Genomic DNA, 14,703 nt, shown 5'->3' with positions numbered 1-14,703 from the left:
AAAAAATGCCAACGGCACAAGCACGGAACTCTGGTCGGGCTACGCCCTCCCGACGTTCCGTGCTTGTGCCGCTAACTGGCAGACTTTTGCGCCGCCGCGTGGCCGGGTTTTACTCCGCCGTTGACAGATCGTTTTGCATCCAACCGACGCGAACCTGATCCAGAAGGAGCCGCGCAAGGCGACCTTCTCCGGCGGATACTTCTTCCTCGACGGCAACAACGGGGAAGATGGCGCGGACTATCACATGGGCGACGTTGCCGCGTTCTGCCGCGGCTGGCTTCCGGCCGATGATGAGGTGACGGCATGAAACCGGCGCTATTCGCTATCTGCGTGTTGTCAGCTTGTCAGCCTGCATTGGCTGGAACTGCGCAAGTCAAGGAAAGCATCTGCACGCAGTCTGCAAACCTTGCCTACATCGGTGTCGAAGACGGGATCGAAATGTATTCGATCATCGACGGTGCTGATGAGGCGATTACCGCGGCCAACGTGGGTGGCAATATTTGGGCCGAGCGGATGGCGGTATCGTCTTACTTGTCAGGCTATTCCGTTGGCCTCTTGCAAACGAAAGAACCGGCCGACTTCGCGGAATACTATTTTGCGGTCTGCATGGCGGAGTCGAACTGATGCGGCTGCGTGAGCTCGAAGAACAATTGGATTGGGATGTGGACCGCCACGGCGCCACTTCGCATGAAATCCCGCTCTGGGTGACGCTTCTCGCGCTCCTGCCATTCGAGGTTTCGACCCTGATCGCGCGGCTGTCAGGGAAACGGGGGACCGGCGAATGAGCGGCGATATAATCACTGTCGAAGTCCGGATCCTCAACGAGACGGATAAGGCATGGCTCGTGACGCCGGATGCGAAACACCAGGCCGAGTGGGTTCCGAAATCGCAGGTTGAAATCGAAGATCGTCACGAGATCAAAGAGTTTCATTTGATGCAGGTTCCCGAATGGCTTGCCACACGCGCCGGGCTGGTCTGATGCCGATCCGCCAGCCCACCTCACGCGAAGCACAGTACGATTTTTGGTCCCGCACCGTTGCAGGCGAACGCGTCCCGCGCACTGAGGATGAGCCACAGCCCGGTTTTTACAAGATCCGTATGGTTCGCAACGGCCCGTTTGTTGCTGTCGAAATCTGGCTTGAGCAACAGGTGGATCCAGACACCGGCGAACTCGTCACAGATGAGAGGCTACGCGCGATCTGCAACGGTGAACCCCGCGATCCGGCCAAACTCTGGCTGTACTGCCGCGCCATCACTGCCGAGGAATATGACGGCCTGACCGGCGCGCATATCAGCATTCCCAAAATGGCGGCAACCCATGTCGCTGTCGATCTGGCCAACATGGCCGCCATCCGTCCCTGAATAGGAGATTCTAATGGACGATCTGAACCCGGCCGGAATCGGTCACAACAGCCAGCTTCCCTATGATCCCGAAGTGGTCGAGAAGCTGCAGGCCCGGATCCGCGAACTTGCCGATGCCGGCGGCGCCTGGCTCGATCTGAAAGTGATTTCTGACGATGAGCAGGCGGGAAAGGTTAACGATTTTCTTACGCAGGCACGCGCGGCATACAAGGATGTCGAGGCTGCCCGGAAGAAGGCCAAACAGCCGCATTTGGACGCGGGCACTGCTGTTGATGTCAAGTTCAAGTCTCTGACTGCCCCGCTCGAAAAGTTGGCTGAAAAACTGAAAAAGCCTCTTGCTGCCTTTCAGACTGAAAAGCAGCGCCAGCTGGATGAGGAACGTCTGAAAAAGCAGGAAGAAGCCCGCCGTCAGCAGGAGGAAGCCGATCGGTTGCGCCGCGAAGCAGAGGCCCGTAACGACGTGATTGCTGAGGCCGAAGCGGAAAAAGCCGCCAAAGCCGCTGCCAAGGCCACGAAAGCCGCCGCTCGGCCAGTGAAGGCGCAGATTGCCAGTGCCACCGGCGGAGGACGTACGATGTCCGCGCGCACCACCTATCGCGCCAAGATCGACGATCACAGCGCTGCGCGCCGGGCTTTTAGCTTCTTGCTGAATGATCCGGATAGTTCACCCGTCATTTGTGCCGAGATCGAGCGGCTTTGCACCGCCGCGCGCCGCCGCAAGGACGGCCCGTCCGACATTCCGGGCGTCACGTGGCTTGAGGAAAGGACTGTCGCATGAACGCCCCCGTCACCACAGGGCCACGCAACAGCGCGGCCGCCAAACCGCTTCGGCAGGTTGCGAATGTGCGCGAATTGCTGGTCAACGATCAGGCCAAAGGACAGCTTTCCGCGGTCGCAGCATCGCATATGAAGCCCGAGCGGATGATGAGGCTGATGGCGAATGCTATGCGCACAACTCCGCAGCTTGGCGATTGTGATCCGCTGTCGCTCCTTGGCTCAATGATGACCTGTGCCAGCCTCGGCTTGGAACCGAACACGCCGCTGGGTCATGCGTATCTGATTCCGTTCAAGAACAAGCGGAAAGGGATCACCGAGGTTCAGCTTGTCCTGGGTTACAAGGGCATGATCGATCTGGCCCGTCGTTCCGGGCACATCGTCAACATCCATGGCGACGTGGTCTACGCGGATGATGAGTTCAGCTTCGAATATGGTTCCGATCAACATCTTCGCCACCGGCCCAAGGGCAAGCGCGAGAACCCGATCTATGCGTACTGCCATGCGAAGCTGACCGACGGCGAGGCATTTGTTGTCCTGCCTTGGGATGAGGTCATGGCCATTCGCGATGCGTCGCAGGGTTACAGGACCGCGATCAAATACGACAAGAAGGACAGCCCGTGGATCGCGCACCAGCATGAAATGGCAGCCAAGACGGCCGTCCGGTCGCTATTCAAGTATCTGCCGATCAGCATAGAGCTGGATGGCGGCAAGCTTGGCGATGCGCTGACCGTGGATGATCAGCATGTCGATTTTTCGTCCTTCGCTCAGAACCCAAGTGACGGGCCGACCATCGAAGGCGACTTCATCGAGGATGAAACGACAGAGGACGAGGGACAGTCCGAACCGGAGGCTGAAGCCAAGGAGCCAGAACCTGCGCCGAAGAAAGAGGCCGAGAAGCCCAAGCGCAGCACTGCGAAGGCTCCGGATCACACCGACAAGACCCCGCATCAAGATCGCCCGAGCCGTCAGTCCAAGGCGCAGGAGGACGATGAAGGGCAGGGCTCCATGTTTGGTGGCTTCTCTGTTTCCGAGATGATCCAGAAGATTGCCGATCTGATCAAGAATGATCTGACTGACGGCGCACCGCTCGATGAGACGCTGGAAATGTATGAGGTCCAGCTGGCCGATATCCGGAACGCCGAGCCTGACGAATATGAAGCCATGATCGATGAGTTCAAGGCGTTCGTCGCGGAGCGGGATGGGGAAGGGGGTGAGTGATGCCCTACACTGATACTGAAGTCGGCTGGAAAGGCCAGCTCAGCAGCATGGCGGCAGCAGATCATGCGGCCTCCAGGACCCACATACTGCGCCACAAGATCATTAGGCTGATGATCGCGATAGGCAGCCCGCTGACTGCGGATGAGATCGCCAAGGTCATGAACCTATCGGTTTTAACCGTCCGCCCACGGATCTCCGAATTGGCAAAGGCCGGTAAGCTGGTCGATTCCGGTAAGCGCGGTACCAACGCCTCTGGCCGCAGCGCAGTGCGCTGGCGCGTCTCCGATCAGGAGGCACAAAGGTGACCGACAAGACCAAGATGAAAGACGATCCGGATTGGCAGGGCCACAACAGCAAAGCTTATGAGGTGACGGCCTCGGAGTTGCGCCAGTTCATCGAGCGCGTCGAACGGCTTGAACAGGAGAAGGCGGACGTTGCTTTGCAGATCAAGGAAGTATTCGCGGAATCCAAGAGCCGTGGCTTCGACACAAAGGCACTCCGCCAGATCATCAAGGAACGCAGCCGCGACAAGGACAGCTTGGCCGAGGAACAGGCCGTGCTGGACCTGTACCGCGAAGCGTTGGGGATGTGATGATGGCTCGGCGTAAGACTTGGACAGCGAAACGCAGCCTAGCATTATTCGAAGCCCATGGCGGAATCTGTCATATTTGCGGGGTGAAGATCTATGCCGGGGAAGCATGGGAGCGGGAACATATCATTCCGCTCGCGATGGGTGGTGCTGACGATGAGTCTAATGTTGCTCCCGCGCACAAGTCCTGCCACCGGACCAAAACCGGCGCCGACGCTGCACAGATCGCCAAGGCGAATCGGGTCAGAGCCAAGCATTTCGGTGCGAAGAGCGCGCGCCGAGTGGTCATTCCGGGCGGCCGGGGCTCAAAATTCAAGCGCAAGCTGAACGGTCAGACCGTCCTGCGCGACAGTGAGTGAGGCAAAGCATGGCAGAACCGGCCCGCCCATATACCCCAGACCAGCTTGCCGAGCGTTGGGGCTGCTCGGGTGAAACCGTCCGTTCCCTGATCCGCACGGGAAAGTTGTCTGCGTTCCGCGTTGGACGCATGATGAGGATCACTCAAGCTACAGTGGAGGAATACGAGTCATGCGGGACTATCGAATCGGGCGACTCAAGGGGCGCTTTGTCGTCATGTGGAATGACGACGACGGAACCCGGCGACGTTATCGCCTTGCGGCACACACGGCAAAAGAGGCCGAGCGAGAAGCCCGAGACGCCATCATCAAGCACACTGCCCCAAGGCAGGGCATAACCGTGGCGCAGATCTGGGACGCATATAAGTCGGAAATGAAGGGCAGGCGGCAAGAATCCAAGATGGAATATGCTGGCCGCAGCCTCCTTCCTGCCCTAGGCCATTTGTCCCCGGATCATCTATCTATCGAGGATAGCCGGAAATATATCGCGGATCGCCGTGCCGCCGGCCGGAAGGACGCCACAATCAGGAGCGAATTGGGTTGCCTGCGCACTGCGCTGAAATGGGCCTCCATGAACCGTACGATTTCTATTGTCCCGCGCATTGAACTGCCACAGACACCGCCGCCGCGGGAAAGGTATCTGTCACACACCGAAGTGACGACGCTGCTCGAAGCCGCCGCCGAACCTCACATCAAGTTGGCCATGCTCCTGATGCTGACCACTGCCGGTCGGATCGGCGCGCTTCTCGAACTGACATGGGATCGGGTAGATTTCGACCGGCGCCTGATAAAGCTGGCGACGAACGACATTGGCCCGAAGAAAGGCCGCGCAACGGTACCAATGAACGATACGCTCATGGCCGCCCTTAAATCTGCGCAGGAAACCGCGCTGTCACGCTATGTGATCGAATGGGGTGGGGGACAGGTGAAGTCGATAAAGACCGGTTTCAATGCTGCCGTGAAACGTGCTGGCATCGCGCATTGCACCCCGCATGATCTGCGCCGAACTGCTGGGCGCTTCATGGTTGAAGCTGGCGTCGATATTGAGGAAGTCGCGCAGTATTTAGGGCATACGAATCCAAACGTAACCCGTTCAACTTACGCCCGATTCTCGCCGGAATACCTGCGCAAAGCATCTGACGCCCTGGAATTTCTGAAACCTCGAACGGTTCAATGAACCAGAAAGCAATCCCTAAAATGACCGCTATGCTATTGAAAAATATGGTGCTGCTGGACAGGATTGAACTGTCGACCTCTCCCTTACCAAGGGAGTGCTCTACCACTGAGCTACAGCAGCGCCGTGCAGGGCGTTTAGACAATGTCCAGGCGGCACGCAAGGGGGCAATGCGGGAAAAACCGGGCGAATGCATTGACGGCATCGCTGGACTGTGACGCATGAGGGCGGTAACAGGAACAGATGGAAGACCGGTCAAAGGAAAGACGCCGACCCGGAAGGGGAAAAAACGCGGAAGACACCCGCGAGGGCAGGCTGCGGGCGGCCCTGCGCGCCAATCTGGCGCGGCGCAAGGCGCAGGCGCGGGCCCGTTCCGGGAAAGGCGCGCAAGAGACCGGCGGCAGTAACGATACAGGCGGAGACGAAAGCTAGATGGACCAGATTATCGTTCGGGGAAACGGCCCCCTGCAGGGCGAAATCCCGATCGCCGGGGCGAAGAATGCCTGCCTTACCCTGATGCCCGCGACGCTTCTGACGGATCAGCCGCTGACGCTGACCAATGCGCCGCGATTGTCGGATATCCGCACCATGACGGCGCTGTTGCAAAGCATGGGGGTCGAGGTGACCAGCTTGCAGGACGGGCAGGTTCTGGCCATGTCCAGCCATGCGCTGACCAGCCACCGGGCCGAATATGACATCGTCCGCAAGATGCGGGCCTCGATCCTTGTTCTGGGGCCGATGCTGGCGCGGGAGGGTCGGGCCGAGGTCTCGCTTCCCGGCGGCTGCGCAATCGGCGCGAGGCCGGTGGATCTGCATCTGTCCGCGCTCCAGGCGATGGGCGCCGAGTTGGATCTGCGTGACGGTTATGTCTATGCCAAGGCGCCTTCCGCGGGGCTGAAAGGGGCCGAATTCGAATTTCCGCTGGTTTCCGTGGGCGCGACCGAGAATGCGCTGATGGCGGCCACATTGGCACGCGGTACCACGGTCCTGAAGAATGCCGCTCGAGAGCCCGAGATCGTCGATCTGGTCCAATGTCTCCGGAGGATGGGGGCGCAGATCGAGGGTGAGGGCACGGGTACCATCACCATTCAGGGCGTCGACAGCCTGCATGGAGCGACGCATCCCGTGGTGACCGACAGGATCGAACTGGGAACCTATATGCTGGCCCCGGCCATGTGCGGCGGTGAAATCGAGCTTCTGGGTGGGCGGATCGATCTGCTGGCGGCTTTCTGTGAAAAGCTGGATGAGGCGGGGATCAGCATCAATGAGACGCCGCGCGGCCTGAAGGTCGCCCGCAAGAATGGCCGCGTGCGCGCGGTCGATGTGGCAACCGCGCCCTATCCGGGATTCCCCACGGATTTGCAGGCGCAGTTCATGGCGCTGATGTGCCTGGCCGAGGGAAGCAGCGTGCTGGAAGAAACGATCTTCGAGAACCGCTTCATGCATGCTCCTGAACTGACCCGCATGGGGGCGCAGATCGAGGTTCATGGCGGTCAGGCCAAGGTCACCGGCGTCCGGCAGCTTCGCGGTGCTCCGGTCATGGCGACGGATTTGCGCGCCTCGGTCAGCCTGATCCTTGCCGGGATGGCTGCCGAGGGGCAAACCACGGTAAGCCGCGTTTATCATCTTGACCGGGGCTATGAACATGTCGTGCGGAAGCTGCGTGGGGTTGGGGCTCTTATCGAGCGCGTAAAGGAGGAATAGACCATGGTGGAAGATGCCCGTTTCGCTGATGCTGATCCGCGTCCGATGGCGCTGAAAGCCGAGGATGAGACCGATCTGCGGATCATCTCGGCGCTTGTTCAGGACGCGATCCTGCCGGGTTCGGAAATCAGCCATGACCCGCAGGCGCGGCGGCTGGCCCTGTTGCTGAACCGGTTCCGCTGGGAGGATGCCGATCAGGCACGCGCAGAGGGAAGGGGATACGAACGGGTCCGGTCGGTTCTGGTCATCGGGGATGTGATGTCGCTGAAAAGCGACGGCATCGACCGCAGCGACGGGACGGTGCTGGAGCTGCTGGCACTGACATGGGAGCCGGGGGAGGATGGTACCGGACGGCTGTCACTGCAATTTGCCGGTGACGGGACTCTGCTTGCCGATGTCGAATGCATCAATCTGGACCTGCGGGATGTGACGCAGCCATATCTTGCTCCGTCAGGCAAGGCGCCGGAGCATCCGGACTGAGCGGATATTTGAGCAAAGAAGAGGTGATCAGACACTGGCGGCTTTCTTCCGGTCGCGCCGGGGAATGGCGTGAAATCCGCCTCGAAAGCCTGAGAGTTGCGGCAGAATCATTCGACACGGTCTTGACCGACTGGCAGGACCGTCCTCTTGCGGATTTCGCGGCAAGGCTGGATAAGGTTCCAACTTTCGCGGCGGGGGCCGAGATCGGATCGCCTTTGGCCGTCGCATCGTGGCAGGCACAACTGGATGCACGAGATCTCCAGCGTGGCTGGCTGTTATCGGTTTATGCCCGCCCAAAAGCGCGAGGACGCGGTTTTGCCGAAGCAGCGATCCGTGCAGTGCTGAACGACTCAGTTTCCGCAGGCATGACTTCGGCCGGGCTGCATGTTCTTGCTGAGAACAGCCATGCGATATCGCTTTATCGTCGCTTGGGGTTTGTGGAAACCGGGAGAGAGGGCCTTGTCAATGCCCGCGGCGCACCGGAGATCGAGATGATCCTGCCATTCGGCGTTCCAGACGATCGTCTGTGAGAAACTTCCTGCAGCTGCAGGTTTTCCGGCATTGCCGGATCATGCCGAAGCTTCGCCCGGATCCGGAATAGCGAGGCTGCCCCAAAGAAGAAAAGGGCAAATTCATCCCGCATTTGATGCATCAGCAGCTTGCATTACGGCGCGGGCAGGGTCAAAACCGCGATGCCATGGTTCAGTCACGACGCTTGCCCTCTGCACTGCCCTTTGCCAATCAGGTCGCGATATTCTCGCGGCTCGAAAAGGCGAATCCACATCCCGAAACCGAGCTTGAATTCACCAATCCCTATACGCTGGTCGTGGCCGTCGCATTGTCGGCACAGGCGACCGATGTGGGGGTGAACAAGGCGACGAAGGGTCTGTTCGCCGTGGCGGATACGCCCGAAAAGATGCTTGAACTGGGACTTGAGGGCGTGACCGCGTATATCAAAACCATCGGGCTTTTCCGGCAAAAGGCGAAGAATGTCATCGCCTTGTCGCGGATCCTCGTGGATGAGTACGGTGGTGAAGTGCCGGACAGCCGGGCCGCATTGACCGCTTTGCCCGGTGTCGGACGCAAGACTGCGAATGTCGTTCTGAATTGCGCCTTTGGCCATCCATCGCAGGCCGTGGACACGCATATCTTCCGGGTTGGGAACCGAACTCGTCTTGCTCCGGGTCGCGACGTGAACGAGGTCGAGCGCGCGATCGAGGATAATGTACCGGTAAGATTCCAGCAGCATGCCCATCACTGGCTGATCCTGCATGGCCGTTATATCTGCCAGGCCCGCCGCCCGCGCTGCGCGGTCTGTATCATCGCCGACCTGTGCCCCTATGAGGAGAAGACGATATGACAACCCCCTATGTGATCGGCATCGGAAATGCGGTGATGGATGTGATCTCTCCCACCAGCGATGCCCGGCTGCAGGATTTGGGCGTGCAGAAGGGCATCATGCAACTGATCGAGCGCGAGCGGTCCGAGTTCCTGATGGCCGCGCAGGCCGATGATCACGGGCCGGGGCGGGATGCTGCGCGGCTGGTGCCGGGGGGATCGGTGGCCAATACTCTGGCCGGGATCGGCGCATTCAGACTGCGCACCGCCTTTATCGGACGGGTTGCGGATGACACGCTGGGCCGTATCTATGCCGGCAAGACCGAAGAGGCGGGGACTCGCTTTGTCAATCCTCCGGTTCCAGGGGATGTGCTGCCCACATCGCGCAGCATCATCCTTGTCACCCCGGACGGTGAGCGGTCGATGAATACCTATCTGGGTATTTCGACAGAATTGGGGCCAGAGCATGTTGCACCCGAAGTGTTCGATGGCGCGGGCTGGCTGTTTCTGGAAGGCTACCTGTTCGACAAGCCCAAGGGAAAAGAGGCGTTTCTGAAAGCCGCGAAATGCTGTCACGAAGCTGGCGGGCGCGCCGGGATCGCCCTGTCGGATCCGTTCTGCGTGGACCGGCATCGCGAGGATTTCAGGCGGCTGGTGGCCGGTCCGATGGATTACGTGATCGGGAATGCCCAGGAATGGACGTCGCTTTACCAGACCGAAGATCTCGAGACCGCGTTGAAACAAGCCGTTGCCGATTGCGGTACGGTGATCTGCACACGCTCGGGCGAGGATGCGATTCTTATTCGTGACGGTCAGCGTGCCATCGCGCCGGTGCAGAAGGTGGTCCCGGTTGATGCGACCGGCGCGGGCGACCAGTTTGCCGCCGGCCTGATCTATGGGTTGGCCACGGGCGCCTCGCTTGAAGTCGCGGGACGTATGGGCTGCATCGCTGCGGCCGAAGTGATCGGCCATGTCGGACCCAGGCCCGAGCGCGACGTGATGGCCGATTTCCGCGCGGCGGGACTGGCTTGACCGGCGCAAAGAGCCGAATTTCCGCATTTTATACAAGGCTGTCAGCCTGAATGACGAGCCTTCGCATCTCTGAATGAGGCGCCTCCCAAGGGGTATTTTCCCACAGTCTTGAGTTGTGATCACAAAAACGATTCTGTGCCAGGTTGTGTTCGCTTGACTGTTAACCATGATTGTGATTTTCGCTTACTGCTGTGTAAGCATTTTGTGCGACGGGAATCGTCATGTGATCCGAGTAGCGGGCGGTTTTCTGAGTAATCGCGTTAACCAGTGGAGGAGTCGCCATGTCAGGCAATCATTTCCTGCTCACCATGACCGCATTCGAACGGCAGGTCGAACCCAACCCGTCTTATCCAACAGAATATAGCACCTTCAAGTTCAGGGCCGATTGGGAAAGCGAAGCCGTCGAGGTGACCGCAGATTCAGCCGGTACCGAGGCGCGTCTGCCTTATACCAACGATCCCGCAAATCCTTATAACAATACCGGTGAACAGGATCCGCACGAATACAATAACGTGCCGGTCTATGTCGAAGGCGAACAATATCTCGCCCATAACATCAAATATGAGGATACGGGCAATCAGGCTCCCTATTATACCGCTGGGGGCGGAACGCATTTCATGTTCGTGACCTTCGACGACGGCGAACGGGTCTATGTTCCCGGAACCTGGCAGTTTGCGATTGTGCGTCCTGCATCGGGTGGTCCCGAGGAATTGTTGATCCAGTATTCGCAAGATTTCATGGATAATCTTGGCGCGTCGATGGCTGAACACGGTCAGCAGGCCAGTATCGATGCCGGATATACCTCTTATGACGGAGAGTCCCCGCTGAATGGCGGCAGAGGCGCGCTGCTTGCTTCGACCATCATGGATTCGGATGGCGGAGCGGCTTTTCCCTGCTTTGTCCGGGGAACGCTGATCGAGACCGATCGTGGCGCGGTGGCGATTGAAGAACTGCGCGTAGGTGATCTGGTTTTCACCTGCGATCACGGGTTGCAGCCGGTCCGGTGGATCGGTTCGCGCAAATTGTCCGCTGACGAGTTGCAGAGAATGCCTCGGATGCAGCCGATCCGTATTCGCCGGGATGCTTTGGGTCAAAACCGTCCGTCATGCGATCTTCTGGTCAGCCCGCAGCATCGCATGCTGGTCCGCTCAAAGATCGCGCAGCGCATGTTCGGTGCGCTGGAGGTTCTGGTCGCCGCCAAGCATCTGCTGGAAATTGACGGGATCGAGATCGCCGGGGACATCGCGGATGTCGAATATTTTCACATGCTGTTCGACCGTCATGAGGTCATCCTGGCGAATGGCGCCGAGGCAGAGAGCCTTTACACCGGCCCTGAAGCGCTGAAAACACTGGACAAGGCTGCAAGAGAGGAAATCTTCAGCCTGTTTCCGGAATTGGGCAATATACAGGTTACCGGCGCAGCCCCGGCCACCGTGCGTCCGCTGAGCAATGGCAGAGCGGGGCGCAAACTCGGTATGCGCCATGCACGCAACAAACAGCCCGTTCTGGCGGATAGATAATCGAGATCGGACAGCCGCCCTGATCCCATGCGCGATCAGGGCGGTCATCGACAGGGCCGATAGAAGCAATCTGCTCCTCTCGAAGCTCGCAGCATTTTTTCTTAACAAACAGATAGCTGACATCTATATCGGCATGACCGTCTCAGGCGGTGATCGGGACGGCGGTAAAGGATTCAGGATTGCGCAGGGTTTTCGGAGTTATCCTGACGCTGCTGGGCACGGCCGGGGCGCTTGCGGTCACGGCGGGATATTACATGCTGCTGGCATATGCTTGCGGGATGGCTACCGCAGGTTGCAAGACGCCCGCCGATCGGTTGTTTTTCCGAGCTGTTACCTCTTCCGACGGGTGGCCATACTGGGCCATTATCGCGATTTGCGCCTTGCTGATCTGGTTGGGGATATGGCTGTTCCGGCATGTGCCCCCCGCTCCGCTTTCACCAGCCGACAGGGTTGATCCTCCGATACTGGGCAGGCGTCCGGAATAGGCAGGACCTGCCCGGCGCGCCTTTGCAGTTTGCCTGATGTTGCATTGGCATATTTCGACCTTCCCGCCGGACGTGATGCCGACAGACCTGTCGAACCCGCCTGATGAACTGGCGTTGCGCGTTTCACTGCCCGCGTGTATCAGGTCGGGAATGTGAATTTGCTTGAAGGATATCCGCATGCGCAGGGTTGTTGTCACCGGTCTTGGAATGGTCACGCCACTCGCCTCGGGCGTCGATGCGACATGGGAACGGCTTCTGGCGGGTAAATCCGGCGCGGGGCCGATCACGCGTTTTGATCCCTCTGAGGTGGTGACGAAATACGCCTGTGAAATTCCGTTTGGAGATGGCAGCGACGGCACGTTCAATCCCGATGACTGGATGCCGCCCAAAGATCGGCGCAAGGTAGATGATTTCATTCTTTACGGCATGGCTGCCGCCGAGCAAGCGGTTAAAGACGCCGGCTGGGAGCCTGAAGGTGAAGAGGAAAGGTTGCGTACCGGGGTCATGATCGGCTCGGGCATTGGTGGGCTGACCTCGATCGCCGAAACGGCTGTGCTGATCAAGGAACGCGGACCCAAGCGGGTATCGCCCTTCTTCATTCCCGGCGCATTGATCAACCTGATCTCGGGGCAGGTCTCGATCCGTTACGGTTTCAAGGGGCCGAACCACGCGGTGGTGACGGCGTGTTCGACGGGTGCGCATGCCATCGGCGATGCGTCCCGGCTGATCATGCTGGGAGATGCGGATGTCATGATTGCAGGCGGAGCCGAGGCGCCGATCAGCGAGATCGGGATCGCCGGCTTCAATGCCTGCAAGGCCCTGTCGACCAAGCGAACCGATGATCCGCAGGCCGCCAGCCGTCCCTATGATCAGGACCGTGACGGATTCGTGATGGGCGAGGGCGCAGGCGTCGTCGTGCTGGAGGAATACGAACATGCCAGGGCACGCGGCGCAAAAATCTATGCCGAGGTGATCGGTTATGGCCTGTCGGGCGATGCCTATCATATTACCGCCCCTGCCGAGGATGGCGATGGCGGCTACAGGGCGATGCAGAACGCGCTGCGTTCGGCCGAGATTGGCGCGGATCAGATCGATTATATCAATGCGCATGGCACCAGTACCATGGCCGATACTATCGAACTGGGCGCGGTCGAGCGGCTGATGGGTGATGCGGTCGGGAACGTGGTCATGTCCTCGACCAAATCGAGCATCGGGCATCTTCTCGGTGCTGCCGGGGCGGTCGAGGCGATTTTCTGCGTGCTGGCTATCCGCGACCAGATTTGCCCGCCGACGATCAATCTGGACAACCCGGCGGTAGAGCCCAAGCTGGATCTCGCTGCCAACGCGGCTGTTCGCCGGAAAGTGAACATCGCGCTGTCGAACTCCTTCGGCTTTGGTGGCACCAATGCGTCGCTGGTGCTGAGGAGTGTTGATGGATGATCTGGCGCAATATCGCCTCGAATTTTTTCACGCTGCTGGTCGTGCTTCTGGTGGTGCTTGCGGGCGCGGTGGCATGGGCCAAGCGTGAATTCAGCGGTGCCGGGCCCAGCGAGATTGCGCAATGCGTCCAGATCGCGCCCGGCGCGAGCCTGAATGCAGTCAGCAAGCAATTGGCCGAACAGGGCGCGATTTCAAGCGCCTATATCTTCCGCGCAGGCGCCGATTACATGGAGAAGTCGCGTGACTTGCGCTTTGGCAGTTATCTGATGCCCCCGCGCGCCAGCATGGAAGATATCGTGGAAACGGTTACCCGCGGTGGTCCCTCGACCTGCGGCACCGAGGTGATTCTGCGCATCGGTGTGCGCGAGAACACGATACTTCTGCGCGACATCAATCCCGAAACCGGCGCCTATGAAGAGCGGGACCGGTATGATCCCGGTAAGGGCGATGCGCCGGAAGCAATTATTGCCGCGCAGGAAAAGGAAGATTCCCGGATACGCATGACCCTGGCCGAAGGGGCCACGAGCTGGCAGGTTGTCCAGGGGCTGAAAGGCGCCGGATTCCTGTCGGGCGAGATTGACGAAATACCCGATGAGGGCAGCCTTGCCCCGGATACTTACGAGATCGAGAAGAACGAAGATCGTGAGGCGCTTCTGACCAGAATGGCCCAGCGTCAGGCCACGATCCTTGCCGAGGAATGGGAGGCGCGTCCTTTCGGCTTGCCATACGAAACCCAGCAAGAGGCGCTGATCATGGCCTCTATCGTTGAGAAGGAAACCGGGGTACCGGACGAAAGGCCACAGGTTGCCAGCGTCTTTGTCAACAGGTTGGAACAGGGAATGCGTCTCGAAACCGATCCGACGGTAATCTATGGCATTACCGGAGGCGAGGGTGTGCTGGATCGGGGATTGCGGCGTTCGGAACTGAACCAGACGACACCGTATAATACCTATCGCGTCGACGGATTGCCACCTACGCCTATCGCCAATCCGGGCCGCGCCTCGATCAGGGCGGCGCTGAATCCGGCCGAGACGGATTATCTGTTCTTCGTGGCGGACGGTTCGGGCGGACATGCATTCGGGCGCACTCTGGAAGAGCACGAGGCCAATGTCGCCCGCTGGCGCGAGATCGAGCGGCAAAGGGGCCAGTCGACGGATAGCCCGGTTCAGGGCGGCGGGTGATGCTGGGAATGGTGGTGCTGCCTCATCTTAACGAGGCAGCTCTTCGC

The 14,703-nt window shown here is 59.6% G+C and carries 21 protein-coding genes, 1 tRNA gene and 1 pseudogene; 22 read left to right on the top strand and 1 reads right to left on the bottom strand.

Features of this window, described 5'->3' with window-relative positions:
* The first annotated feature begins 133 nt into the window (after nt 1–133).
* The 12 genes and pseudogenes from D3P04_RS23455 (at nt 134) to D3P04_RS18240 (ending at nt 5,479) form a co-directional block, all read left to right on the top strand.
* Entirely contained in the window at nt 134–307 is a 174-nt protein-coding gene (locus D3P04_RS23455) for a hypothetical protein (RefSeq protein WP_182912923.1), read from the top strand.
* Nucleotides 304–624, top strand: coding sequence for a hypothetical protein (locus tag D3P04_RS18285; protein ID WP_119751296.1), 321 nt, complete (start codon nt 304–306; stop codon nt 622–624). Before D3P04_RS23455 ends, D3P04_RS18285 begins: the two co-directional genes overlap by 4 nt.
* Nucleotides 624–785 carry a hypothetical protein gene (locus D3P04_RS23450; protein WP_182912922.1) on the top strand — a complete coding sequence of 54 codons (162 nt, stop codon included), beginning with the start codon at nt 624–626 and terminating at the stop codon, nt 783–785. Before D3P04_RS18285 ends, D3P04_RS23450 begins: the two co-directional genes overlap by 1 nt.
* Nucleotides 782–979: a hypothetical protein gene (locus tag D3P04_RS18280; protein ID WP_119751295.1), complete on the top strand. Its 198-nt coding sequence runs from the start codon at nt 782–784 to the stop codon at nt 977–979. The genes D3P04_RS23450 and D3P04_RS18280 overlap by 4 nt, the downstream gene beginning before the upstream one ends.
* Nucleotides 979–1,362 (top strand): hypothetical protein, encoded by a 384-nt coding sequence (locus D3P04_RS18275; RefSeq protein WP_119751294.1) that lies wholly within the window; start codon nt 979–981, stop codon nt 1,360–1,362. Before D3P04_RS18280 ends, D3P04_RS18275 begins: the two co-directional genes overlap by 1 nt.
* A gap of 13 nt (nt 1,363–1,375) precedes the next feature.
* A complete protein-coding gene (locus D3P04_RS18270) occupies nt 1,376–2,140 on the top strand; it encodes a CCDC34 family protein (protein WP_119751293.1) in 765 nt (254 codons plus the stop codon).
* On the top strand, nt 2,137–3,357 hold the full coding sequence (locus D3P04_RS18265) for a recombinase RecT (protein WP_119751292.1): 1,221 nt from the start codon (nt 2,137–2,139) through the stop codon (nt 3,355–3,357). The genes D3P04_RS18270 and D3P04_RS18265 overlap by 4 nt, the downstream gene beginning before the upstream one ends.
* Nucleotides 3,357–3,662 carry a helix-turn-helix domain-containing protein gene (locus D3P04_RS18260; protein ID WP_119751291.1) on the top strand — a complete coding sequence of 102 codons (306 nt, stop codon included), beginning with the start codon at nt 3,357–3,359 and terminating at the stop codon, nt 3,660–3,662. The genes D3P04_RS18265 and D3P04_RS18260 overlap by 1 nt, the downstream gene beginning before the upstream one ends.
* 14 nt (nt 3,663–3,676) lie before the next feature.
* Complete coding sequence (locus D3P04_RS18255) at nt 3,677–3,949, top strand: DUF2312 domain-containing protein (RefSeq protein ID WP_119751321.1); 273 nt, start codon at nt 3,677–3,679, stop codon at nt 3,947–3,949.
* Entirely contained in the window at nt 3,949–4,305 is a 357-nt protein-coding gene (locus D3P04_RS18250; RefSeq protein ID WP_119751290.1) for an HNH endonuclease, read from the top strand. The genes D3P04_RS18255 and D3P04_RS18250 overlap by 1 nt, the downstream gene beginning before the upstream one ends.
* Before the next feature lie 8 nt (nt 4,306–4,313).
* Nucleotides 4,314–4,457, top strand: a pseudogene (locus D3P04_RS23980) (helix-turn-helix domain-containing protein); the annotation flags it as partial.
* A 17-nt stretch (nt 4,458–4,474) separates the two neighbouring features.
* Entirely contained in the window at nt 4,475–5,479 is a 1,005-nt protein-coding gene (locus tag D3P04_RS18240; RefSeq protein WP_119751288.1) for a tyrosine-type recombinase/integrase, read from the top strand.
* Nucleotides 5,480–5,524: 45 nt separating this feature from the next.
* Here the strand turns inward: D3P04_RS18240 and D3P04_RS18235 are convergent.
* A tRNA-Thr gene (locus D3P04_RS18235) sits at nt 5,525–5,599 on the bottom strand.
* A gap of 120 nt (nt 5,600–5,719) precedes the next feature.
* Here D3P04_RS18235 and D3P04_RS18230 point away from each other — a divergent pair.
* From D3P04_RS18230 to mltG, 10 genes are all read left to right on the top strand, one after another.
* The gene (locus D3P04_RS18230) at nt 5,720–5,908 is read left to right on the top strand and encodes a hypothetical protein (RefSeq protein WP_119751287.1); all 189 of its coding nucleotides are present in this window, start codon (nt 5,720–5,722) and stop codon (nt 5,906–5,908) included.
* Nucleotides 5,909–7,180, top strand: a complete 1,272-nt coding sequence (gene murA / locus D3P04_RS18225) for a UDP-N-acetylglucosamine 1-carboxyvinyltransferase (protein ID WP_119751286.1) — start codon at nt 5,909–5,911, stop codon at nt 7,178–7,180.
* 3 nt (nt 7,181–7,183) lie between these two features.
* Nucleotides 7,184–7,660 (top strand): DUF2948 family protein, encoded by a 477-nt coding sequence (locus tag D3P04_RS18220; protein ID WP_119751285.1) that lies wholly within the window; start codon nt 7,184–7,186, stop codon nt 7,658–7,660.
* An 8-nt stretch (nt 7,661–7,668) separates the two neighbouring features.
* On the top strand, nt 7,669–8,190 hold the full coding sequence (locus D3P04_RS18215; protein ID WP_182912921.1) for a GNAT family N-acetyltransferase: 522 nt from the start codon (nt 7,669–7,671) through the stop codon (nt 8,188–8,190).
* Nucleotides 8,191–8,357: 167 nt separating this feature from the next.
* Nucleotides 8,358–9,020: an endonuclease III gene (gene nth / locus D3P04_RS18210; protein WP_119751320.1), complete on the top strand. Its 663-nt coding sequence runs from the start codon at nt 8,358–8,360 to the stop codon at nt 9,018–9,020.
* Nucleotides 9,017–10,030 carry an adenosine kinase gene (locus tag D3P04_RS18205; protein WP_119751283.1) on the top strand — a complete coding sequence of 338 codons (1,014 nt, stop codon included), beginning with the start codon at nt 9,017–9,019 and terminating at the stop codon, nt 10,028–10,030. Before nth ends, D3P04_RS18205 begins: the two co-directional genes overlap by 4 nt.
* 281 nt (nt 10,031–10,311) lie before the next feature.
* The gene (locus D3P04_RS18200; RefSeq protein ID WP_119751282.1) at nt 10,312–11,550 is read left to right on the top strand and encodes a Hint domain-containing protein; all 1,239 of its coding nucleotides are present in this window, start codon (nt 10,312–10,314) and stop codon (nt 11,548–11,550) included.
* A gap of 179 nt (nt 11,551–11,729) precedes the next feature.
* A complete protein-coding gene (locus D3P04_RS18195; RefSeq protein ID WP_119751281.1) occupies nt 11,730–12,035 on the top strand; it encodes a hypothetical protein in 306 nt (101 codons plus the stop codon).
* A 177-nt stretch (nt 12,036–12,212) separates the two neighbouring features.
* On the top strand, nt 12,213–13,475 hold the full coding sequence (gene fabF, locus D3P04_RS18190; protein WP_119751280.1) for a beta-ketoacyl-ACP synthase II: 1,263 nt from the start codon (nt 12,213–12,215) through the stop codon (nt 13,473–13,475).
* Nucleotides 13,475–14,656, top strand: coding sequence for an endolytic transglycosylase MltG (mltG, locus tag D3P04_RS18185; protein ID WP_182912928.1), 1,182 nt, complete (start codon nt 13,475–13,477; stop codon nt 14,654–14,656). The genes fabF and mltG overlap by 1 nt, the downstream gene beginning before the upstream one ends.
* Nucleotides 14,657–14,703 lie beyond the last annotated feature (47 nt).

This window comes from Paracoccus onubensis, from assembly GCF_003591515.1.
In the GTDB taxonomy this organism is placed as follows: domain Bacteria; phylum Pseudomonadota; class Alphaproteobacteria; order Rhodobacterales; family Rhodobacteraceae; genus Paracoccus; species Paracoccus onubensis.
Note: the sequence above shows the minus strand (reverse complement) of the source record. Positions and strands in the feature narration are given on the sequence as shown.